This window comes from Flavobacterium pectinovorum (assembly GCF_006438875.1).
GTDB classification, from domain to species: domain Bacteria; phylum Bacteroidota; class Bacteroidia; order Flavobacteriales; family Flavobacteriaceae; genus Flavobacterium; species Flavobacterium pectinovorum_A.
Genome location: NZ_RCZH01000002.1, coordinates 365,118 through 389,241 on the forward strand (window position 1 = coordinate 365,118; position 24,124 = coordinate 389,241).

A 24,124-nucleotide genomic window follows, 5' to 3' on the forward strand; every position below is an offset into this window, starting at 1 on the left:
ATAAAAAAACTTGCCCCTAAATTTAGTGCGTCATTTTGTTTTCATCTAATATTTTAACAAAATGAAAACCTTTTGGTCCATATCCCTGGTTATAATAAAAACGATGTGCGGCAAAATTTCCTGTAAAAGCATCCAAAACGATACTGCTGCAATCTGAATCTATAGCTTTTTGTTCGATATAATCTGTCAGCAATTTTCCAATTCCTTTAGATCTAACTTCGGGATTTACGACAAAATTATCTATTTCAAGATACTTTCCTGTCCACAATTTTGTTGAAGACCAGCAGCCGGTGATACCCAAACAAACTCCGTTTTCAAAAACACCAATCTGAATGTAATTGTGAGGAATCATATCTGAAAGGTAAGCTTTATATTTTTCGACAGATATATTGGGGTAAAGAAATCGCATTGTTTCAATTTGAGCCAACATTTCTTCGACTGTAGTAAGTTCTTGTATTTGTAATTCCATTGTAGTAAAAAGATAAGATTTCAAAAATACTCATTTTTTTATTGTCCTGTTATATAAGCAAAAACATCTTGATGTGAAAAATCTATAACAAACAATGAAAATTATATAAATTTCTACAAGTACTTCTACTGTAACTTTGTATCAAAGGGAATGAGCAAAGCTAAAATACAACCCTTAAAAAAAGCAAAGCATTGGGACTAATAAAGCTAGTTTGTTCCCATAAAAGACAAAGCAAAGGGAGTGATTCTGCTGAAATGTAACCCTCAAAAAAACAGAGCATTGGGATTAATAAAGCTAGTTTGTTCCCATGAAAGACAAAGCACTGCAGAGTGATAAATCTGTATCTATAATTTTATAAAATGGTCCAGATTCTCAGTTTTTGGATAAATTGAGAATCTCCATTTTGTAAGTTAACTTCAAAAATAACAACCCTATATATAAAAAGAGCCAACAATTTTTTGTTGGCTCTTTTCCTTTTAAAGTTCTTTGCTTTTCATTTCAAAATTAACATTTTGTTCCGTTTCTTTTGGTTCCGGAATATCTTCTTCTGTGAGTGTTTTTAAAACTTTATTTGTGATTTTTTTTATTTTAACAATTCTGTTTGCCTGATTCTGAACGCATTTTTCAAATAAATTTCTAACGACTCTGGCATTTCCAAAACTTTCATTTTTACTTTCATAAAGCAAATCAAAAGTGTCTGTTAGTTTTTCTTTGGCATCATCAGAAAGAATAAAATCAGATTTGTTACAAAATGTTTCGAAAATCTGAAGCAATTCTGCAGGAGTAAAATGATCAAAATGAAAATATCTATTAAAACGGGAACGCAATCCCGGATTCGATTCTATAAAAATCTTCATAGGTTCTGTATATCCTGCAACTACGACAGCCAGATCTTCGCGATGATCTTCCATTCTTTTTAAAAGCGTATTTACAGCTTCGGCACCGTAATCGTTTCCAAAAGCATTTTGGGTTAAGGCATACGCTTCATCAACAAATAATACTCCGCCAAGACTTGATTCTACAGCATTATTTACTTTTGTTGCCGTTTGTCCAACATAACCTGCGACTAAACCTTCTCTGTCTGTTTCAAACATTTGACCTTTGGATAAAAATCCCAAATGTTTAAAAATCCTGCTTAGAAGTCTTGCCACAGATGTTTTTCCTGTTCCCGGAGGTCCAAGAAAGACAGTATGTAAAGTAATTTCAACATTTTTTAATCCTTGCTTCGAACGTTTTTTTTGTATTTCTAACAAATTAATCAGTTCCGAAACATCTTTTTTTACTTCTGCCAAACCAACAAGATCGTTTAATTCTTTCAGAACTTTTTCGAGCGTATCTTCTTCCGGCAGATTGTCTATTTCTTTTTTATCAGTTTTTGATTTGTCTAAATTTAAACCCAAATAGTTGCTGAAAGTTGTTGTGTTTTCAAATTTTTTACCAAATGTAAAATGAATGAAATTTTGATACGTGATTAGAATTGCTTCTAATTTATTATTCTTCTTTTCGGATAAAGCTTCCGGCAACAAATACTGATTTTGCTGTGCGTTTGACGTTATAATCTTATTCTCTTTCTTTATTTTTATGAGAAGATTTTTAAAATTCTCTGTAAAAATCAACTGATTCAATTCGTTTATAGAATTTTCATCTGCAAAATGTTTGTTGCGCAAAGCATCATAATAATATGCCAGTACAAATTCTTGCTTTTCATTTTTCGCTCCGGGCTCTCTTTCATAAAGATCGATAATATCCGAAAGAAAAAAATGCTCTGCCTTAAACAATAACCCTTTAGAAAAAACGGGATTTACTGCTTCGTTTAATTTTTGAATAAAATCTATATCCTGATTTAATAGATTGCAACTTTCAAGAATCTGCCTGGTTTCTTTTTGCAGTTCTATAATAAATGAAGCCGTAAAAACGGCTTCATTAGTAGATATATTTGTTTCTAAATATTTTTTTAGAGACAAAAATGAGTCTTCAATAATCGATATTGGATTGTTTTTTTTTGACATATTCTAATTTAAGAAATCATCATTTGGTGAATAATTTCTTTTGATAATTTTAAGTGATCATCACAATAATCTTTCCACGAAAGTCCCATGTCTCTTAGATCGTATTTTGCTACTATGGTTCCGTAGTTTTCTTTTTTTCCATTAATCGTTGGATGCCCAATAACGTAAATAGTCTGTGCTAATTCTATCGCTAATTCGATATCATGTGTAGAAAAAATAACGGTATTAGACTCCGATGATTTTCCTAATAACTCAAAAGATTTTTTAACTTCTTCGATATTTCCAACATCTAATCCTGAAAAAGGCTCATCCAAAACAATAAATTGATCAGATGAAAACAATTGTTCTATAATCGCTGTTCTTTGTCTTTGTCCTCCGGAAAGTTCGTTAGGATATTTGTCTTTGCAGTTTTCTAATCCCCATTCCTTTAGATATTCCTTTATTTTTTGGTCTTTTTCAGTATTCGAAAGTGTTGTTTTTCTCAACGAAAATTTCAACGCCTCAGTAACTGTTTTATGTCTGAACAAAGTATATTTCTGATCTACAAAACCAATGTCGCCTTCACATACAGATTTAGCTGCGTTAGGTTCTTTGTTTTCAAAATCTCTAATTAATATTTTTCCGGAATTCGTTGGAATTAGTCCCGTCAATGCTTTAAAAAAAGTTGATTTTCCTCTTCCAGATCTTCCAACAAAAGCTATAACTTGCCCTGTACAATCAACTCCTTCTCTTACTACATCTTTTTCAATTAGACTTATATCTTTTATAATAATAGTATCATCATAACCAACGCTTAGGTTTTCTACATACAAAAGCGTCTCTTTATATTCGTGTTTCATAATTATATTTTTGAATATCTAAATACTACTTTTCTTAAATAATTTATTCCAGCATCTAAGCCAAGACCTATTAATAAAATGATGATTTGAAGTGCAATAATTCTTCCGGTATTCATAAACTTATCAGAGTTTTTAATTAAAAACCCTAAACCTCCAGAAGCTACCACAATAGATTCTACCGTAACAAGCATCATCCAGGTAATGGCAAGATTTTGTCTGATTACATCAATTACATAATCTATTCTTCCTAAAATAATGACCTGCACAAGAACTTCCCAACGATTACATTTTAGCATTTTTGCATGATCAAATTCTTCTTGCGGAATATCTTTAATAACAGCAATTAAGGATGTAGTTAAGAATGTAGTTAAGAAAATTACCAGAATCCAAACCTGCATCATTCGTGCTTCATGAATTACCATTGTGATATAAAATGAAAGTCCGGTAAAAGGCAAAAATCTAAATTTTGTAATAAATTCAGAAATTGATTTTAATAGCGGAATTGGCCATGCATAAGCAAAGAACAAAGAAATGATTGTGGCTAAAAAAATCGAAATAAAACACAATTTCAACGAATTGAAAATGTGTACAACCAAACCTTCTCTGTACAAATCTGAAAAACCTGTTAAAACCTGAGCTGGGGAAGGAAAAAGATGTTTTTCGCCAGATGTTGTTGCAAACCAAATAATAATCAAAAGAACTAACCAACCAACTAAAATAAGTGTTTTGTTTAGTTTTGATATTTTTTCAAAGGGAGTTAAAATTTTTATCATGATAATTGTAAAAAAGGCTATCTATTAAGATAGCCTTTAATTATTTTTATTTTAAGAAAGTAATAACAACACGTCTGTTTAATGCTTTTCCAGAAGCAGTATTATTATCTGAAATTGGATCGTTTTGACCTTTTCCATCAACTAATTGAAAACGACTTGCAGGAATTCCTTTTTGTTTTAGGTAATCTACAACTGCTTGCGCTCTGCTTTTTGATAACGCTAAATTAGAATCTGGATTTCCAACATTGTCAGTATGTCCAACAACCGTTAATTTTGTATTTTCTGCTTGTACTAAAAGGTTGTAAATTTTCTCTACTTCTTTACTGGATGAGTTTGAAATATCTGCACTTCCTGTATTGAAATTAATTTTCCATTCTCCAGAAGCTACTACTTCTTTTGCTTCAGCGCTATAATCTGCTTTATCTGCAGAAGTAGATTCGATGTCGTTGATGTTTTTTAAGAAGAACAAGTTTACTGCCTGATCGTAAGGAACAACTGCTCCTACGTTTTCATTAAATCCAAACGGATTCAATTCTGTCAAATATCCTGAAACCTGATTGTATACAGATTTGTATCTGTTTACACCATCTGATAATCCAAAATATTGCATTGCATCAGCGTAGTTAAATACTTTTGAACCACCCATATTATAAGTCAATCCAGCTTTTGTTCCTTGTTGTCCTTTGAACATTTTATACCAATAATCCGCTGTTTCAATTTTGTAAGTATCAGCAACTGCTTGTGAAGCTCTTACTTTCCAATCTTCGTAGTTTTTCATTTGGTTTGAAGCCGTCAATGCCGATTTCAAAATATTAGAAACAATATCAGGATTTTTCACTGCCCATTCTTTCACTCCAATAAGAGCTGTTGGCATTTGGTTGTTGAATTCTTTTGTAGAAACAATATCAACAAAACCAGTCAATTTATCAAAAACTGTTTTATCTCCAGGCGTCCATGTTGCACAACCATCGATTTTTCTGTTAACAGATTTTCCAGTTAATTTTCCATCAACAACTTCTTTCAAAGTAACAGTCCATCCTGTTGTTTGAGATTTGATTAATTCTTCTGCTGATTTAATATAATCGTCATTTTCTGATGGATAAATATTTACTGCTTCTGCATCATAAGTTGTTGGATCAGGATTTACTTTTAATCCGTTTGCAAAACAATAGTTTACAGTAGTAACCCAGTCACCATCTCCAAGAACTGCAGATATCACAGAACCTTTCATAGATTTTGGATCTGATTTCCAGCTTGGAGGCCCAATCAATTTATCTTCACCATAACTCATACCTACAACACCCATAACTTGTAAGTGGTATTTGTCTTTTCCGTATTTTTCGTCTAATGATTTTTGAACTGAACTAATATAAAATGGCGCACCATCACCCATAATCATAACTGCAAAAACACTTTTATCTGAAGAAGGAAAAGCTTCACCTTTATCAAATTCCTCGATAAATTTCATTTGCATATTACGCAATTCCGAAAGCCAGTCCTGACGAATAATTTCAAGATTAACTCCGTTTTTTTCCATCAATGATCCTTTTGTTGTTTTTGGACCACCGTTAGAAACAATAATTCCAGACTGAGCATTCCAGGCATACGCTCCAATTTTCACTAAAGGTTTGTCTGCAACCTCTGTAGATATTTCTGTTGACGGAAGTGCAATTTTTGCAGCATTGGTAACATTATTAACGTCCGTTTGATTCAGCTCAATTCCATTTAATTGTTTTGAAACTGCAGTCTTAATTCCCGGAGAGATATAATAAACCCCACCTAGAACTGCACCAATTCCAGCAATAACGATAAGTAACTCAGAAAAAGTTGTTAATTTTTCTGTTCTTAAAATTTTTCCCATTTTTATCTAAAAATTAAATTTAATTGTATTAAAAAATATCTCCAAAACCACCGCTAGATAATTTATCGTCTTTGGTCATTTTATAATTTGGACTTGTATATTTTGTTGAGTCCGGAATTGTATTATCTCCTGTTTTAATTTCATCAGCCAATGAATCTAGTCTTGAATAAAGTTCATCATTATCAACAGAATATTTAGAAGTTAATGCATCAATGTCGATTAAGTTTTCTGAAGTTCTGGCAATATCTAATGCAATAGTAGATGTAACCACTTCAAGAGCATATTCTAATTCCCAGTCTTTAGTAAACATCATCGCACTTTTTGCACTTTCTGTTGCCTCTTTTGCATTTTTGGCAAATTCATATTCCTTCTGAAGCATCTTAACAGTAACATCAAAATCAGCAATTTTAATGTCAATAGCCGTTCCAGCCAATGTCAGTTTACGATCCATTTTTCCTAAAACATTGGCACGAACACCATATTTTTGGATAAAACTTTTGCTTTGTTCGTATTGAGTTGAAACTCTTTGAGAATCGCTTAACTTTCTGGCTAATTCACTTTGCAGGGCTACATACTCATCCGTATCTTTTGCCGCAACGCCATTTTGTTTCACCATTTCATCCATCGCCGATTTCAATTTTTCTGACTGACGCTGTAAACTCAACACATCTTCCTGAAATCCTTTGGCTTCTTTTTCAGATTTGCTGGCTTCAATTTCCATTTCATTTTTAAGACCTTTTAGCTTCGCTTTAGTATTCTTAAAAACTTCACGGTTTTTAACCATTTTCTGTTTTTGCTCTTCCAACTCATTAAAAGGATTACTTTGAATTAATGCTTTATGAATATTTTTTGTTGCAAAACGAAGACTTTTCATTATAACGGGAGCCATCATAACCAGAAAAACTAAAAATACTCCTGTCGCTGATAAAGCTATTGCCTGACCCAACATTGTAAATAATGGCGGAATAATATAGGTCCAGATTAAATATCCTCCAACTCCTAGTAAACCTAACGCCAAAGCCAAAAACAATGACTTCTCTCCTTTTTTAAGCGCGCCTGATTTTAAAGCAATTTCTCCTTTAGACTCGTCAAAATGTTTAAGTATTGGCAGCGTCAAAAGTGTGCTTCTTTCTTGTTCAAATTTATCCATTATTGTAAATATTGATTGATTCCTGTTATTACAGTATTGATTGATGTTAATATTTTTTGTTTTGCCAGATTATTCGCTTCCATTTTCAATTGAATTTCTGAAAGCTGTTCCATATTAACAGGATCAATTTTTTGAAGTTCTATTTTTTTAGCTTCTAATTCTTTTTGAAGTTCAATAATTTTGGCTTCTAAATCAGAAATGCTCTTGGATAAATTATATTTCTCTTTTGTAATTGTATTATCTAATTCGGCTTTTTTGTTTTTTCCAATAGTATCATATTTTGTATGTACTTTTTCAATTTCTGTAATATAAAAACTCCCTTTTTGCAAAAGAAAATCTTTAGTCAAATCAGATTGAATTGATTTTCCCATTGCAAAAGCCATCTGATAACTTTGCGGATTTGTAACTCCAACTGCCATGACCGATTTATAAAGTTCAAAAAAGTCAAACCCAGCTTCATTCAATGACTCAAAACCTTTGTTGTAAACTTCAAAAATTTCGTTTAAAAAAGGGTTTGTCGATGAATTTGTTGGAAATGATTCTGTAATTTGATTCGGAAATTTATTTTCTGTGGTTGGTAAAATGGGAGCCGATGGTTGAGTTGCAACTTTGCCCTCTGATTGATCTGTCTCGTCATTAATGAAAAGACTCTTCCAATTAAAACTTTCTTTTGCCATGTTTGTAGGTGATCTATTTTTTAATAACTTTTTGGTTGTTAAATGTTATACGCAGAAAGTGTTAAAAAGTTACTCATTTTAAAAATATAAATATATACTTTTTTAAAAATATAACGTAACTATTTTATTATCAGATCGATTAATTGTAATCTATATTAAAAAAAAATCTTTACTTATTTTACTTCCCTGTAAAACATAGCTGTAAAACAGAATCGCAAAAATACTTAATAAAAAATCAATTACAGCATAATTTGTTTAATTTTGTAAGTATTTACTTAAATGTAAGTATTTAATTATTTTTGAAATTTCCCTATTTTAAAGTACTGATTCAGAACAATTTAATTTTTTCGCATAAAAAAAGCCAACAAATTAATGTTGGCTTTTTAAAAATTTTAAAACTATTCTTTATCCGTTCAAGGCTTCAGCTCCACCAACGATCTCTAAGATCTCATTAGTAATAGATGCCTGACGTGCTTTATTGTAAGTCAATTTCAATTGGTTTCTCAATTCAGTTGCGTTGTCAGTTGCCTTGTGCATTGCTGTCATACGCGCTCCATGTTCTGAAGCAAATGAATCACGAATACCTTTATACAATTGTGTTTTTAATGATTTAGGAATCAAAGTCAACACAATTTCTTCTTTTGAAGGCTCAAAAATATAATCTCCGCCAGAAACCGGTACATCAGATTTAATTGGAGCTAACGGTAAAAACTGCTCTGTTTGAACAATTTGCGTAGCTGCATTTTTAAACTGATTGTAGATCAATTCAATTCTGTCGTATTCTCCTGATAAAAATTTCTCAGTTAAATTATCTGCAATTCCAGCAACATTATCAAAAGTTAAATGATCAAAAATTGCATTATGGTGACCGTGAACTTTGAACGTTTTACTTAAAACATCATTCCCTTTTTTTCCAATAGGAAAAATGTCAACTTGTTTTCCTGCGTAAAACTGAGCACGATTTTTTGCTTCTTTAATTACGTTAGTATTAAATGCACCACATAAACCTCTATTTGAAGTTATAGCAACAAGCAATACTTTTTTTACTTCACGTTGTGTTGTATAATCTCCTCCAACTTCACCATCAAGTGTAGCAGAAAGATTTTGCAACAACTCCGTTAATTTCTCGGCATAAGGGCGCATCGCAGTGATTGCATCTTGTGCTTTCTTAAGCTTTGCTGCAGAAACCATTTTCATAGCCGATGTAATTTGCATCGTCGATGAAACGGAAGTAATTCTATTACGGATTTCCTTTAAATTTGCCATTTGTCGATTAAAAAATGTGACAATTTGAAAATTAGATAATTAGAAAGTCTCCTGAGATGTTTTCTAATTATCTAATTTACGAATTATCTAATTAGATATATTTTGCTGAAATTTCTTTTGCTGCTTTTTCGATAACATCAGTAATGTTGTCATCTAACTTACCAGCTTTCAACGCATTAAGCGTATCTTTATGTTTACTGTTTAAGTAAGCTAAGAAATCAGCTTCAAATTCTTTTACTTTATTTACAGGAACACTTTTCAATAAGTTTTTAGAACCTGCATAAATAATAGCTACTTGATTTTCTACTGGATAAGGATCGTTCAAACCTTGTTTCAAGATCTCAACGTTTCTTCTTCCTTTTTCAATTACATTTAAAGTAACAGAATCTAAGTCAGAACCAAATTTAGCGAAAGCTTCTAATTCACGGAATTGAGCTTGGTCTAATTTTAAAGTTCCAGAAACTTTTTTCATAGATTTAATCTGAGCATTACCTCCAACACGAGATACAGAAATACCTACGTTGATCGCAGGACGAACTCCAGAGTTGAACAAATCTCCATCAAGGAAAATCTGACCATCTGTAATCGAAATTACGTTTGTTGGGATATATGCAGAAACGTCTCCAGCCTGAGTCTCAATAATTGGTAAAGCAGTCAAAGAACCACCACCTTTTACGATAGACTTAATAGAATCCGGTAAATCGTTCATGTTCTTAGCAATTCCATTATCTGCAATTACTTTACAAGCACGCTCTAATAAACGAGAGTGTAAGTAGAAAACGTCTCCAGGATATGCCTCACGTCCCGGTGGTCTTCTTAATAAAAGAGAAACCTCACGGTAAGCTACAGCTTGTTTAGATAAATCATCATAAACAATTAAAGCCGGACGACCTGAATCTCTAAAATATTCTCCAATTGCAGCACCTGCGAAAGGAGCATAAACTTGCATTGGAGCTGGATCAGAAGCATTAGCTGCAACAATAACTGTATAAGCCATTGCACCTTTTTCTTCTAACATTTTAGCAATTCCTGCTACAGTTGAAGCTTTTTGCCCAATTGCAACATATATACAGAATACAGGTTTTCCTGCATCGTAAAATTCTTTTTGATTTAAGATTGTATCGATACAAACAGTTGATTTACCTGTTTGACGGTCACCAATAACAAGCTCACGTTGTCCACGACCAACCGGGATCATAGCATCTACTGCTTTAATACCTGTTTGTAATGGCTCAGTTACTGGCTGACGAAAGATAACTCCAGGAGCTTTTCTTTCCAAAGGCATCTCGTATAAATCTCCACCAATTGGTCCTTTTCCATCAATTGGAAAACCAAGAGTGTTAACTACACGTCCTACCATTTGCTCACCTACTTTAAGAGAAGCAATACGCTGTGTTCTTTTTGCTATTGATCCTTCTTTGATTCCAGTTGATGGTCCTAAAAGTACCACACCAACATTGTCTTCTTCAAGGTTCAATACAATAGCTTCAAGTCCGTTTTCAAATTCAACTAACTCACCGTATTGTACATTAGACAGCCCGTAAATACGAGCAATACCGTCTCCAACTTGAAGTACCGTTCCTACTTCCTCTAGCGTAGCACCAGATTCAAAACCTTCTACTTGCTTTCTTAATATTGCTGAAATTTCAGCAGGTTTGATTTCCGCCATCTTAAATTTATAATTTAGACACTTTTATGTGTAATAAAACTAATTACTTAACTCTCTTTTTAATACCTGCAATCTGTTTGCAACAGAAGCATTGTATTGTTGATCACCTATTCTTAAAATAAATCCTCCAATAATTGATGGATCTACTATATTTTCTATTGTTATTTTTTTATCTGATAAAGTTGCAATTTTAGCCAAAACTTTAGCTTCTAAAGCAGCATCCATAGGAATAGCGGTTGTAACTTTCGCTACTTCAACACCATTACTTTCATCAAATAATTTATTGTATTCCAGAGCAATCGTCTCAAGAATTTCAAATCTTTTGTTTTCAAACAATAAATGAAACAACCCTTTGGTTATGCCATTTACATTTGCGAAAACTTCTAAAAGAGCACTTTCTTTAACTTCAACTTTAGTTGGGCTTTGGATAAAGGTACTCAATTCTAAATTGGAACCAATTGTTGAAGCAATTGATTTCATATCGTTACTGACCGCTTCGGCAACACCTTTAGAGTTTGCTAAGTCCAGAATTGCTTTTGCATAACGAATTGCTGCTCTTGTACTTGCCATAATCTTAGTTTAGCTTTACGTCACCTAACATTTTCTCTACTAATTTAGTTTGAGATTCTTTGTTAGATAATTCATCTTTCAATAATTTTTCAGCAATGCTTAATGATAAAGTTGAAACTTGTAATTTCAATTCTGCCATAGCTGCATTTTTTTCACTTTGGATAGCTACTTTTGCCTGCTCAATTAATTTTTGACCTTGTTCTTGTGCTTCGTTTTTAGAATCAGCAATAATTTGCTCTTTCATTTCACGAGCTTCTTTTAACATTGCATCACGTTCCGCACGAGCTTCTCTCAAGATACGCTCATTATCTGCAGTTAAATTCTGCATTTCTAAACGTGCAGCTTCAGCAGATGCTAAAGCATTGTTGATAGATTCCTCACGGCTTTTTACAGCTCCTAAAATAGGTTTCCAAGCAAATTTTGCCAAAAGAATGAAGAAAACAATAAAGATAATTGTTGTCCAAAAAATTAAACTTTCTGGTGAAGTTAATTGCATAACAGTATATATTTAAAAATTGTTTATCGTTTTTTAAAAAACTTCCTGAAGCCAACCGCTACAGGAAGTTTTAGATTTTAATTATTTTGCGATTAACGCAACAACTACTGCGAAAAGAGCAACCCCTTCAATAAGTGCAGCAGCAATAATCATAGCAGTCTGGATTTTTCCAGCAGCTTCTGGTTGACGAGCAATAGCGTCCATTGCAGAACCACCAATTTTTCCAATACCAAGACCTGCACCAATTACAGCTAATCCAGCTCCGATTCCAGCTAATACCATAATAATAAATTTATATAGTTAATAATTAATAAAACTCTGATTAATGATGATCGTGCTCTTCAACAGCCTGACCAATAAATAATGCTGAAAGCAAAGTAAATACATACGCTTGCAAAGCAGCAACTAACATTTCTAATACACTCATGAACAATACGAATGCTCCGGCAACTGGTCCTACAGCAATACTTTTGAAAATGAAGATTAAAGAAACTAAACTCAAAATGATAATATGTCCTGCAGTAATATTTGCAAACAAACGAATCATTAATGCGAATGGTTTAGTAAGCATTCCGATAATTTCTACAGGAATCATAATTGGAGCCAACCACACAGGAACTCCAGGTGTATTGAAAATATGTCCCCAGTAAGATTTGTTTCCGCTTAAAGTTGTAACGATAAAAGTGATAAATGCCATTACAAATGTAAAGTAGATATTACCTGTTAAGTTAGAACTGAATGGGAAAAATGGAATTAAACCAATAAGGTTGTTAATCCAAATGAAGAAAAATATAGTTAAAAGATAAGGCATATATTTACCCGCTTTTTTTGTTCCAATATTAGGAACAGCAATCTCATCTCTAACAAAAGTAACCAGTGGCTCTAAAAACCCTGCTAACCCTTTTGGTGCATTTGGGTTTTTCTTATAAGATCTTGCAACGGCAAAAAACAAGAAAAACAAAATAATTGCTGACATCAACATAGAAAAAACATTCTTTGTGATAGAAAAATCTAAAGGTCTTGCATCAAAAGCAAAAGCTCCATTATCTCTTTCTTCAGCTGTCATTGTTTCAAATTTATCAGCGTAAAAAATTATTTCTTTATAACGAACTAATTTCTGACCATTAATATCAACAATATGTTCTCCTGTATTATCGTGGTGAAATTTTGCAGATGAAAAAATTTCCAATCCGTTTTTTGTCCACAAAATAACCGGAAGGCTAAAAGAAACAGGATGACCATCCCAATCTGCAATATGAAAATCATGCGAATCCCCAATGTGAGAATTAATCAAATCACTTGCGTTAAATTCTTCTTCGATCTTGTGACCAACATTTTCCTCATGACCACTTGCTTCTGCATGACTTGCTTCTACTGACTCAACAGTTTCGTGTTTCACAGAAACACTATCAACAGGAGTTGAAGCAAAATTTACTGATGAAGTAAGTGCTAATAAGGTAACTAATAAGTACTGGACTGGTTTATTTGAAATTATCATTATTAAATCTGTATCTAATTTTAGGTTCCAAAAATTTTTTGCAAAGGTACATTTAAAATTGAAAATTGAAAATTTATAGATGTAATTTTTAATATTTAAGTTTTTAACAGGCAATCTTATTGTTAATAAAGCAATTAACCTTTGTTTATTAAGCGAATTGTGAAATATGTTTCGAAAAGTAAAAATAAAAAATAAGGGATAAAAAATGTACTTATGTCGACGATTGGATTTTTAACATGTGCTTTTATAAGGGGAATCAAAAAAAGGATGGCTGCCATCATTCTAAAAAAGCTTGCGCCAAGAAAAGCAAACCCCGTATAATTTGCGAAATTCTTGTTTACAAAAATTAAAAAGAGATATACCAAAAAAGTTGCGACAATATTAAATAAATAGATGCTCCATGCCGGGTACAGGAACACGAATTTATCAGATAGAGCTTGCATGGCAAAATATTGCGCAACAAATAATACAATAGAGAAAGGAAGGAAATACTTTAGAAAATCGGTAGTTTTGTTCATTATTTATTCAAATTTTTTACTTGTCTTAAAACATTATAAAGTGCTAAAAAGACCGAAAATAAAGAAAAAATAATTGTCCACAAAGAACCTCCGTTCGAATACTTCTCATCAAGCTTCAATCCCGCGTAGGAAAATATAAAAATAATGATCCCCATTTGAATGGGAATATTAACAAAAACTAACCATTTATTGTTTGAGTTCTTCTTCGGCTCCTTTTCCATCTTTTAATGTAACTTCTTTAGTGTTATTTGTTAACATTGTACAAGTGGCTGTAAAATCAGCTCCAGGTTCTATCGATAATTTTCCAACAGCAACTTCTCCGTGAATACGAGCTGTTGCTTTTATATTAAGGACTTCCAATACTTTTATTTTTCCTTGAAATTCGCCTTCAATATCGGCATTGTTGCAAACAATTTCACCTCTTATAACTCCGGATGTTCCAATAACCAGTTTTCCTTGCGAAGTAAAATTTCCAATCAATTCGCCGTCTAATCTAAAATCAGCTTTTGAAACTATATCACCTATTATAGAGGTTCCTTCTACTATTCTATTTGTTTTTCCTAAGAGTTCTGTTCCGTTTTTTTTGACTTTATCAAACATGATTATGGGGTTTTTGGGGCTAAATAAGTTTCGAGATTTTTTTTAATTTGAATCACTTTATAATTATCACTCGATATGATAATTGCAGGTTGTGTGATTTTATACTTTTTATCATCTCTAAAAACTTCTGAAACATCTTTGGCATAAGCCTCAGATTTTAAACCATGTATAACTACAAAACTTTGTGTTCTATTGTATTTATCAAAAGAAGTTGTCAATCTCTCATAATTTTCAACTAACAAAAACACTTTAATAGCCTCTTCAATTTTTTTAAGTGCTTTAGTATCTTCTTTTGGAATCACATATATAATTTTCCAATTTTTATTGTCAAAGGTAGTAAAATCAAGCTTTTCTAAACTCGGAACTTGTTTCTCTAAAATTTCTCTTGCATTTTTTCCTTCCTCCGTATTCGGATAATTATCTGCAACTGCTTCTAATCCTTTTTTGTATGCTTCTAAACCATTTACTTTTCCTAAAGTATTTGCTTTTAACAATTCATACTTAGAAACAATTTCATCACCTGAATATTGATTAATCAGATTGTCTATATTATCCAGAATAGTTTCAAACTGTTCTTCCTGAAACAACTTGTACCATTTTTGATATTCCTTATCCGCTGATGCCAAATCATCTGGATTTGTATTGTTTAAAATCTGTGCGTATCTGGAATTTGGATAATTTACGGTAATGTCAGATTTTACTCTTTCTGCCCGAGCAGGATTTGTAATCTGATAAATTTTATACAAATTATACATTGATGGCAAAATCAATTTTTCTTCCGGATTGTTTTTTAATAATTGCTCCAGTTTTTCGCTCGCCAAATTATACTCTTTAAATTTTTCTTTATAAATAAGTCCTAATTGGTAATATGAAAAATTACGTTCCTTATTAATACTATCCATTGCAACCTGAGTTGTTGGAAGCTGTTTTTCGTAAAAATCTGCTGTGTATTTTTCGATCACAATAGTATCTTTCAAAACTTTTGCCGCATCTTGACTATTTATAGTATCATTCATTGCGGCATTATTAGCTGATCTTAATCCGGCTAATCTCCAATTTCCCCCTAAAGTTCGATTTCCCCACATTTTCTTGAACTGTAGTTTTCCGTAAGCAACCGTTGTTGGATTATAAAAATAGAATGTACTTGTAGTTTCCTTTCCACCGGGAAGCGTTGGCACTCCAGGATCTGTAGGCATTCCTGTAGAATTTGGATTAACTGCTGTTGGCGAATTACCGTTGTTGGTATTTCGATCAATGTTGGCTAGTTTTTCCTTCTCTTTCTCTTCTAAGATACGTTTTGCATCATCTTTCTTTTTAAGTTCTGCAATATAACTTTCGAAATAAATTTTTCTATCCGGATCAGACAAACCTTTAACTTTAATGATGCTATCATCGCGTTTTGCGATTCCTTCGTATTTAATTACGTTGTCAAGGTTTTTTCTGTTTTTCTCAATAAAAGCATATTCTCTGGTTTTCTTATCCAACTTTGTTAATGTACTGTCATAATACTTGGCAGCCATTACATAATCAGTATTTTTGAAATACATGTTTCCAATATTTCTATACGTAGATGCCACTAAATAAGGATCTTTGGATCTTCTTTTCAATGATTTATTATAGAATATAAGGGCCGTATCCTGTACTTTATATTTATCAAAAAAGACACCCATTTCATAAAAAAGAATATCATAATAAGGGCGGTTTTCACGATCTCCAACTAGCTTATTATAGGTCTCAATAAACAGGTCCTGATTTCCGTTTTGATAATCAAACATTTCTGCTTTTTTAGCATAAGCGTGCATCATGTACTTTCGATCCGCTTTTCGATTCATATCAATTACACCATCATAAAAATAGTTTGCGCTATCTTTTTTTCCTGCTTCCTGATACAGCTGACCCAGAATAAAGCGGTATCTCGCTTTGTCTTCATTTTTCCTGGTAAATATTTCAGCAATTCTAAGTTTTGCTACTGCGCTGTCTCTTTCTTCTAAATTTAAAAAAGCCTCTGCCATTAAAGCATTCGCATCTGAAAATGTTTGCTTATCTAAATCTGTCTTTTTTAATAATAGTTTAATATTTTTCAATACAATGGCATCATTCCCTAAACGCATATTGGTTTTTTCGCGCCAGATTTTTGCCGTATAAATATTACTGCTGTTTGGATATTTGTACAAGATATAATTGAATGCTTCAATAGCCGGAATAAAACGCTGATCGTAGTATCTGGCTTTTCCAAGCATTAAATAAGCTTCGTCAATCTGATAATTTTTTTCTCTTCCTCCAATGTTCATTGAATGCTTCTGAATCGCTTTTGTTGCTTTTGTTTCAGCTTTTTCAAAATCTGCATTTTTAGCTTTTTCGCCTTCGGAAAAGTTCTCATCAATTTGCATTTTTTCAATTGGCAATATCTTCCAGAAATTATCCTGATTATTGCCCTGAACAGATTTTAAACCCTTATCAAGACCAATGCCTCCATTATACAAAATATTGTATTTTGTACTTAAAGCGTGGGAATTTCGAGATAAAAAAGTATTCTTTTTGGTAGAACAAGCTATCAAAAAGAGCAATATCACGATAACAAAACTATATTTAAGAGTATTCTTTTTCAATAGAAAAGAGTTTAAATCAAATTAACTTCTAAAAAGGATTTTTAGTATATTGACTTGTAAAAATACACTTCTTTTTTTAAACTTTAGAAACTTATACAGCAAAAAACAATTCTAATTCTTGTAAGGTTTCTCTTGAAGTTTGAATATCTTTTACAATCTCTCCTTTATTAAGTGCCACAATTCGGTCACAAACCTCTACTGTATGCTGTAAATCATGGCTAGAAACCAAAACAGTAACATTTGGATTTTCCGCCAACTCTTTAATAATCTTTTTTAATCGGCTAACGGTTGTTGGATCTAGGTTTGCAAACGGCTCATCTAAAATAACAACTTCGGGATTTCCAATAAGTGTGGCAATTATCCCCACTTTCTTCTGATTTCCCTTAGATAAATCTCTCAGGTATTTTTTGTTATTCAAAATTTCACCATTAAAAAACTCTTCATATTTTACCAATAATGCATCAATATCTGCTTTGTTCTGATGGTGTAAATCTCCAATAAAATAAAAATATTCTTCAGGAGTTAAGTATCCTATCAGGAAACTTTCATCTAAAAAAGACCCTGTAAAAGATTTCCATTTTTCATTTGTATTTACCTGAATATCATTGTTTTTAATAAATCCTGTTGATGGCTGAATCAAATCTAATAACAAGCTGAAGAAAGTCGTTTTTCCCGCTCCGTTATTTCCTACCAATCCAAAACTTTGTCCTTTTGGAATTTCAAGATCGCTAATGTTTAAAACTGTTGTACCGTTATATTGTTTTGAAAGTTGATTTACTTGTATCATCTTAATTGTTGATTTTAGATTGTTGATTTTAGATTTAGTCAATTGAAGCAAATTATCTCATTGACACATTTTCAAATTGACTAATTAATTCTTTTGTTTATAAGCACTTATCGTACTGTATTTTTCGATTTTATATCTCTTTTCTATCAGAGAAAAAACCTTGTCCTTAAAAATAAATCCTAAAACTCCAGCTCCGGCAACTAATGCCAATCCAGTGGTTTTATCTGCAAAATGAAGCCCTAGCCAATACAATAATAATGGCAAAAAAATCTTTGGTAATGAAAGCAGCATCGAATTAACATTAAATGCTTTTTTATCTCCAAAAGCACCGCCGGCATTACTTAGATCGATTGGAGTTTTTGTAAATGCGCCACCCAAAAGCACCATATGAGAGTTTACTCCGATGTTATAAATTGCACCAACAACGATAATCAAATACGTTTGCCATCCATAAAAAAGATAAAATGAAGCAAGGATTGTCGAAACAAAAGTGGCAATAACAATCAACCACCATTTTGCAGTAATGTAACCGCGATACGGAATGTTTTGGGTCATCATTAATTGATAATAAGAACTATCCCAACTTGGTACAAATTGCCCGAAGACAAATAAAAATCCTCCCGAAACAAATATTCCGGCAAAAATTTGCATTACTTCAGGTTGATGAGAATTTCCGAAAAAGATTAATCCGTAAAACAAAAAAAGTACACTCATTACAATAGTGGTTTTAGATCTTTTGTTTCTCTTAATTAATTTAATATCATTTTTAAGAAAAGTTCCCAAGGTTCCAAATTGATTCAACCAAGACAGATCTTCGGTTGTTGCAATATCTTCTTTTTTAGAAAGTCCCGCGTCCAGAAATAAGTTGTTTTTGAAGTACTTAAATGTAAATGCATACAAACCGGCTAATAGAAAAACAGGGACTAAAAACATCCAACCTATATTGTAAAATCCTAAAAAAGCTGGTGTTGTAAAAGTCGTAATGTCAAACCATTTATAATATTGTGCTCCACCTAAAAAGGCAATCACAGCAAGAAAAACAACAAACAATTTGTCAATATTACTTAGAATAATATTTAGAAAATTATTGATATAAATTAAGGCAATAATCGCCAAATTCCACAAAATGACACCTGAAATACTATAACCTTCCAGAACTAACACAATCGAAAATGGAACGAAAAAAAGTGCATGAATCCAATTAAAAAAAGACAAAGCTGTTTTTCCTAAAGAGAAATGTACGATTGTTGGTTTTTTGAACGGCAAAACCAATAACGGTTTGATATTTAAAACCGGAATTGCCTGCAATAACAATCGGATAATCAAATCGAACAAGAAATAATAAATCAAAAATTTATTAACGGTTTCAAAAGGTTCGAGATTCATTTTTTTAAGTACATAAAATACTCCTACTCCACCGCCAATAAAAAGCAGTGAAAAATAAATCATAAAAAACCCTATTATTACTTTCATTGCTACACTTTTACCAAACGATGCCGATCTGGTAAACGCTTTCCATTCGAGATAAATAAACTTTTTAATCATGGTTAATTGGTTTTGAATTTTGTAGTACGAGACCAAATGTAAGAAAACGTTACAAAAAAAGTTAAAAAAAATAATTTCGTGCCCGACATTTAATCGTCGTTTGCTACTTTTGCATAAAATATACAATCATGCCTTCATTTTTAAAACTTATAATTAAAGAGGTAAAACGCGAAACAACCGATGCCGTTTCTGTACTTTTTAATGTTCCCGAAGAACTAAAACCAGACTATAAATTCATAGCTGGACAATACATAAATTTAAAGTTAACACTTGATAATCAAGAAATTCGTCGTGCTTATTCTATTTGTTCCGCACCAGAAAGCGGCGAATTAAGAATTGCCGTCAAAGCAGTTAAAAATGGTTTGTTTTCTCAATTTGCAAACACCAGATTAAAAGCTGGAGACGTTCTTGAAGTAGGTCATCCGGAAGGAAAATTTACTTTTGAACCAGATGCCGAAAGACAAAAAAATTACGCAGCTTTTGTTGCCGGAAGCGGAATTACGCCTGTTCTTTCTATTATAAAATCTGTTTTGAAAAGTGAGCCAAAAAGTTCATTTGTATTAGTTTACGGAAATAGAACTCCTGAAGAAACTATTTTTTATCAGGAATTACATGATTTACAATTGCAATATGTAGGTCGCTTTTTTGTGCATTATGTTTTTAGTCAGGCTAAAGCCGAAAATGCTTTGTTTGGAAGAATCGAGAAATCGGCGGTAAATTTTGTGCTGAACAACAAACACAAAGAACTTCAATTTGATAAATTTTTCTTGTGTGGTCCGGAAGAGATGATCAATACAGTTTCTACTGTTTTGAAAGAGAAAAATGTAAAAGAATCAGCTATTAAATTTGAACTTTTCACCTCTTCAACGCAAGAAAACCAAATCCATAATTCATTAGAAGGTCATACAAAAATTACGGTTTTGGTTGATGATGATGAAGTTTCTTTTGAAATGTCTCAAAAGCAAACCATACTTGATGCAGCGCTAAAACAAGGAATTGACGCTCCATATTCTTGCCAGGGCGGAATTTGCAGCAGCTGTTTGGCTCGTGTAACTTCTGGAACTGCAGAAATGACTAAAAACTCCATTTTGACAGATAAAGAAATCGCTTCAGGTTTGATTTTAACCTGTCAGGCGCATCCAACTTCAGAATCTATTTATATAGATTATGATGATGTTTAGAAATTAAAATTCCAATAAAAAAATTCCAAATTCCAACTTTATAATTGGGATTTGGAATTTTTTTTGTCGGATTAGAAATATTTGTAATCTTTGTCAAAGTTTTAAACTTTGACAAAGATCGAATTCCAATTTACGTTGTCAGTGCATTGGTCCCGAGGCTTCGGGATGGAATTTGAAGATTGAAATTTTAAAATTTTATTTTATGAAATCCGTACGAGAAATTTTTAAAAGCAAAGAGTATCTTTTAGAAGAACCTGAAGTCGAGAAACTTATTGAATATTGCGAAGAACTTCAAGACGAAATTGTTGAGTTCAAATTTCAGAAAACAAACAATAAGGAACTGGCAATGCTGGATATGCTCAGGGAAGTCATAAAAGGCTGCAATGCTATTGAAAAGGAAAAAATGGAACACGACAGATTTGGTTATGAAGCGCCAGATTATGAAGCTACGATTTCGAACCTTAAAAGTTATATTTATAGCCGATGTCGTGATGAGAAGATTTGGCTTTGATAAAATTTCAGAGATAAATTCCAATAAAAAATTCAAAAATAATAACCACAATAATTGTCATTTCGAGCAACGAGAAATCTCCGCAAGAAACTAACACAAAGTATTTTTCCTAAATTGTCGAGCTACTTGCGAAGATTTCTCGTTCCTCGAAATGACAAAAATACGCAAACTAACTTTGAACATAAGTTTTTGCAAAAGTTCCTTACACTCTTGGTGCAAAACTTTGACAAAGGTGATTACTTGTTTTCAATCTATAGAAATTTGGAATTTCGATTTAAAAACACATATTAATAATAAATAAAAAAACATATAAAATTTTAAACATTTTATAAAAAATAAGCTAAAAATTTATTATATTAGTACTTTAATAAAAGCTGACACACCCTCTTTATCTTAAAAAAATAGACTTTGTAAAGCTATATCTGATTGTCCAACACGTTTAAAACATTAAATATTATGGCAATGCATCACTATCTTCGTCTATCTTTTATATTACTTTTTATAATAACCTCTTTTTTTTGTATCTACTTTATAGTTAAAAAAAGAAGAAACAAAAAAGGTCCTAAAATACTTTCAAATGAAAAGTATAATGCATCAATGATGGAAGGAATGGCAGAAATATCTGTCGATAATGATAGCTTATTTAATATTTGGCCTTATGTAGGTGAATTAAAAGCTGTCAAAATTTTATCAAATAAAATTAAAGAATCTGAATTGATACATAAAGTTTACAGAAATTCAACCGAAGATTTTGAACATATTTTACTAGTTACTGAAAAAGAAAATCATTTTGTTAAAGTTGTAGTTGATAGAAACAAAAAGAAAGCAATGGGATATCTTCTTCTTGAATTGTGAAAAATGAATTATAATCTTTGTGAAAATAAAAAATTCCAATAAAAAAATTCCAAATTCCAATTGTAAAGCTGGGATTTGGAATTTTTTTATTGGAATTTAATGTTCTTTAAATTTTCTCAATTTTCAAAACTATTTTCTTCGGAAATTACCAGGATACTCCGAAATTATTTATTGATTAGTTTTTCAAGCCTTACCATCATTTCATCTTTCTCTTTCAACATACGCTCGTATAAAGCAATTTTTTCATCATATAATTGCACAATTTTATCAATTGCATTAAATGTACAATTATCATTATTTTGATAACCAATTGCTCCGTTATCAAACTTATTAGAAATAAAACTCACCGCTTGTTCCTCATCAAAATTCTGAAAAGCTTCCACAGGAATTTTTAACGTATTTGAGATTTGTTTAAGCAGATTATCTTCAATTACATCTTTTTGCTCCAGCACAGAAATTTTCTTCTGATTCCAGTCATTTCCCAGATCAAAAGCCAATGCTTCTTGTTTGATGCCAAGCATTTCTCTGAAACGTTTTACGTTTCTTCCCTGATGTATTTTCTGTTCCATAATGAATATCAATTTTGTGAAGACTCAAAGATAAAGCCATTTGAATTAAAAAGTCCGAATTTCAAAAATAAAAAAATATTCACACAAAATAACCTAATCTTGTCATTTCGACCGCAGGGAGAAATCACACGCGGGAAGAACGCAATGTTGTGGAGCTGTTTTATGTGATTTCTCCCTGCGGTCGAAATGAAAAAATGTGTCTAAACTTTGCGAAGATGGATTGAAATCCATTCCTACAATATGTTTTGTTCCTCCGGAACGTTTATGAGAAAAAATAAAAAGATAGGTTTTATGAGATAAATTGTAAGAACAAAAATTCGCGGTATAACCTTGAAAATTAACTTTTGTCAAAGATGAATACGTATTTCTAATGCAATAAAATTTAGAATTTTCTAAGATAACTGCGACTGAATACTGTTAACTATTTTCTCCGGAGAAATCGTTCTCATTGCATCTTCATATCCTTCAACAATTTTATTTCCGTAAACGGATGTTGGTAGTTTTGGATATTGATTTCGATCAGAAGTCAAGGCGTTTTCAATACTTTGATTAAAAGGCAGGAATCCTGCGTAAGGATGTGTTGCTCCCCAAAGTGTGATCACTTTTACGCCCAACATTGCCGCAATATGTGCGTTGCCGGAATCCATAGAAAGCATTATATCCAGATTACTTATCAATTGTAATTCTTGCTGAAATTTAATTTTTCCAGCCATATTAATTACGTTTTCAAATGGTTTTGAAAATGAATCCAGAATTTCAACTTCTTTCTTCCCTCCTCCAAAAAGTAAAATTTTATACGATTTATTTTCTGCCAATTTCGCGATAACTTCCTGCATTAAATCCTGCGGATAAACCTTAGAATTATATTGTGCAAAAGGCGCAATTCCGATTAATTTTTGATTTTCATCTCCAATAATTTCCAGAATATCGGCACTTAAAGTTTCCTTTTCAGGGAATGTTGTCCCGACGCTTCGGGAGGATAAATCTAAAGGAAAACCAAGTTCTTCAAACACTTTTGCGTGTCTTTCGAACATTGTTGGCAATTGCCTGAATATTTTATTTTCGGCACGGGTTAATTCCTTTTTGCCTTCTCTTCCTTTATCAACCGTGGCTCTTTTTTTTCCGCTTAAAGCGAAAAGCAAACTCACTATCTTAGATCTTAAAACGTTATGAAGGTCTGCAAAAGCATCGATTTTGAGTTTCTTGACATCGCTAAATAATTTCAAAAGTCCTGAGAATCCTTTATGACGTTCTTTTTCATCAAAAGCAAAAAATTCCAAATTCGGAATTCCGTCAAAAAAGGGTTTAAAGAATGGTCTTGAAATTACTGTGATTTTTACCGTTGGATACTGTTTTACAAAAGCACGTAAAACAGGAACCGTCATGGCGACATCTCCCATTGCGGATAGTCTCATGACGGCTATATGCTTAATTTTATTGGACAAAATTTGACTTTTAAAAATTAATTGTGAACAACTTATTTTATTCTGAAACTTCTGGTCCTTTCCGATCTTTCGATTTTTAGCCCAGATTGAAATGAAAATCCCGGAGCAAAAAAATAAAGTTTCTTGTTTAAAAAAAGCGACCAACGGAAGCTCTTTTTTGAACAATAGAAACTCTATTTTTTTGTGTCCCGATAGTTATCGGGATGAAATGGAAAGCTGGAAATAGC

23 protein-coding genes are annotated in these 24,124 nt (G+C 32.1%); 3 read left to right on the forward strand and 20 right to left on the reverse strand.

The genetic code is table 11. From position 1 onward, the window contains the following. Nucleotides 1–22: 22 nt before the first annotated feature. The 18 genes from EAH81_RS03920 to EAH81_RS04010 form a co-directional block, all read right to left on the reverse strand. The gene (locus tag EAH81_RS03920; protein WP_140503974.1) at nt 23–469 is read right to left on the reverse strand and encodes a GNAT family N-acetyltransferase; all 447 of its coding nucleotides are present in this window, start codon (nt 467–469) and stop codon (nt 23–25) included. A gap of 476 nt (nt 470–945) precedes the next feature. Further along, on the reverse strand, nt 946–2,478 hold the full coding sequence (locus tag EAH81_RS03925; RefSeq protein ID WP_140503975.1) for an AAA family ATPase: 1,533 nt from the start codon (nt 2,476–2,478) through the stop codon (nt 946–948). 8 nt (nt 2,479–2,486) lie between these two features. After that, nucleotides 2,487–3,317, reverse strand: coding sequence for an ATP-binding cassette domain-containing protein (locus tag EAH81_RS03930; protein ID WP_140503976.1), 831 nt, complete (start codon nt 3,315–3,317; stop codon nt 2,487–2,489). A gap of 2 nt (nt 3,318–3,319) precedes the next feature. Continuing rightward, complete coding sequence (locus tag EAH81_RS03935) at nt 3,320–4,090, reverse strand: ABC transporter permease (RefSeq protein WP_140503978.1); 771 nt, start codon at nt 4,088–4,090, stop codon at nt 3,320–3,322. A 46-nt stretch (nt 4,091–4,136) separates the two neighbouring features. Further along, nucleotides 4,137–5,951, reverse strand: a complete 1,815-nt coding sequence (locus EAH81_RS03940) for an OmpA family protein (protein ID WP_140503980.1) — start codon at nt 5,949–5,951, stop codon at nt 4,137–4,139. 28 nt (nt 5,952–5,979) lie between these two features. Further along, nucleotides 5,980–7,101: a hypothetical protein gene (locus EAH81_RS03945; protein ID WP_140503982.1), complete on the reverse strand. Its 1,122-nt coding sequence runs from the start codon at nt 7,099–7,101 to the stop codon at nt 5,980–5,982. Further along, nucleotides 7,101–7,778: a hypothetical protein gene (locus EAH81_RS03950; protein ID WP_140503985.1), complete on the reverse strand. Its 678-nt coding sequence runs from the start codon at nt 7,776–7,778 to the stop codon at nt 7,101–7,103. Before EAH81_RS03950 ends, EAH81_RS03945 begins: the two co-directional genes overlap by 1 nt. 405 nt (nt 7,779–8,183) lie before the next feature. Continuing rightward, nucleotides 8,184–9,044: an ATP synthase F1 subunit gamma gene (atpG, locus tag EAH81_RS03955; protein ID WP_140503987.1), complete on the reverse strand. Its 861-nt coding sequence runs from the start codon at nt 9,042–9,044 to the stop codon at nt 8,184–8,186. A gap of 91 nt (nt 9,045–9,135) precedes the next feature. After that, nucleotides 9,136–10,713 (reverse strand): F0F1 ATP synthase subunit alpha, encoded by a 1,578-nt coding sequence (gene atpA, locus EAH81_RS03960; protein ID WP_140503989.1) that lies wholly within the window; start codon nt 10,711–10,713, stop codon nt 9,136–9,138. Between the two features lie 39 nt (nt 10,714–10,752). Beyond that, the gene (atpH, locus tag EAH81_RS03965; RefSeq protein ID WP_140503991.1) at nt 10,753–11,283 is read right to left on the reverse strand and encodes an ATP synthase F1 subunit delta; all 531 of its coding nucleotides are present in this window, start codon (nt 11,281–11,283) and stop codon (nt 10,753–10,755) included. A 4-nt stretch (nt 11,284–11,287) separates the two neighbouring features. Then, entirely contained in the window at nt 11,288–11,779 is a 492-nt protein-coding gene (locus EAH81_RS03970; RefSeq protein WP_140503993.1) for a F0F1 ATP synthase subunit B, read from the reverse strand. A gap of 81 nt (nt 11,780–11,860) precedes the next feature. After that, nucleotides 11,861–12,061, reverse strand: a complete 201-nt coding sequence (gene atpE / locus EAH81_RS03975; RefSeq protein WP_031453874.1) for an ATP synthase F0 subunit C — start codon at nt 12,059–12,061, stop codon at nt 11,861–11,863. A gap of 40 nt (nt 12,062–12,101) precedes the next feature. Then, complete coding sequence (atpB, locus tag EAH81_RS03980) at nt 12,102–13,277, reverse strand: F0F1 ATP synthase subunit A (protein WP_140503995.1); 1,176 nt, start codon at nt 13,275–13,277, stop codon at nt 12,102–12,104. A gap of 517 nt (nt 13,278–13,794) precedes the next feature. Then, a complete protein-coding gene (locus EAH81_RS03990; protein WP_140503999.1) occupies nt 13,795–14,016 on the reverse strand; it encodes an AtpZ/AtpI family protein in 222 nt (73 codons plus the stop codon). Further along, entirely contained in the window at nt 13,982–14,395 is a 414-nt protein-coding gene (locus tag EAH81_RS03995; protein ID WP_140504000.1) for a polymer-forming cytoskeletal protein, read from the reverse strand. Before EAH81_RS03995 ends, EAH81_RS03990 begins: the two co-directional genes overlap by 35 nt. Before the next feature lie 2 nt (nt 14,396–14,397). Further along, entirely contained in the window at nt 14,398–17,004 is a 2,607-nt protein-coding gene (locus tag EAH81_RS04000; protein WP_140504001.1) for a tetratricopeptide repeat protein, read from the reverse strand. Between the two features lie 91 nt (nt 17,005–17,095). After that, nucleotides 17,096–17,791, reverse strand: a complete 696-nt coding sequence (locus EAH81_RS04005) for an ABC transporter ATP-binding protein (RefSeq protein WP_140504002.1) — start codon at nt 17,789–17,791, stop codon at nt 17,096–17,098. An 84-nt stretch (nt 17,792–17,875) separates the two neighbouring features. Next, nucleotides 17,876–19,336 (reverse strand): DUF5687 family protein, encoded by a 1,461-nt coding sequence (locus EAH81_RS04010; RefSeq protein ID WP_140504003.1) that lies wholly within the window; start codon nt 19,334–19,336, stop codon nt 17,876–17,878. A gap of 128 nt (nt 19,337–19,464) precedes the next feature. Between EAH81_RS04010 and EAH81_RS28060 the strand changes: the two genes are divergently transcribed. The 3 genes from EAH81_RS28060 to EAH81_RS04025 all read left to right on the forward strand — a co-directional run bounded on the left by EAH81_RS28060 (nt 19,465) and on the right by EAH81_RS04025 (nt 21,883). Continuing rightward, a complete protein-coding gene (locus EAH81_RS28060) occupies nt 19,465–20,517 on the forward strand; it encodes a ferredoxin--NADP reductase (RefSeq protein ID WP_140504004.1) in 1,053 nt (350 codons plus the stop codon). A 202-nt stretch (nt 20,518–20,719) separates the two neighbouring features. Next, a complete protein-coding gene (locus tag EAH81_RS04020) occupies nt 20,720–21,028 on the forward strand; it encodes a hypothetical protein (RefSeq protein WP_140504005.1) in 309 nt (102 codons plus the stop codon). 456 nt (nt 21,029–21,484) lie between these two features. Continuing rightward, the gene (locus EAH81_RS04025) at nt 21,485–21,883 is read left to right on the forward strand and encodes a hypothetical protein (RefSeq protein WP_140504006.1); all 399 of its coding nucleotides are present in this window, start codon (nt 21,485–21,487) and stop codon (nt 21,881–21,883) included. A gap of 164 nt (nt 21,884–22,047) precedes the next feature. Here EAH81_RS04025 and EAH81_RS04030 read toward each other — a convergent pair whose 3' ends face one another. Together EAH81_RS04030 and EAH81_RS04035 are read right to left on the reverse strand one after the other, a co-directional pair. Then, nucleotides 22,048–22,452 carry a helix-turn-helix domain-containing protein gene (locus EAH81_RS04030; RefSeq protein ID WP_140504007.1) on the reverse strand — a complete coding sequence of 135 codons (405 nt, stop codon included), beginning with the start codon at nt 22,450–22,452 and terminating at the stop codon, nt 22,048–22,050. A gap of 392 nt (nt 22,453–22,844) precedes the next feature. Then, the gene (locus tag EAH81_RS04035) at nt 22,845–23,867 is read right to left on the reverse strand and encodes a glycosyltransferase family 9 protein (RefSeq protein ID WP_140504008.1); all 1,023 of its coding nucleotides are present in this window, start codon (nt 23,865–23,867) and stop codon (nt 22,845–22,847) included. Nucleotides 23,868–24,124: the final 257 nt, after the last annotated feature.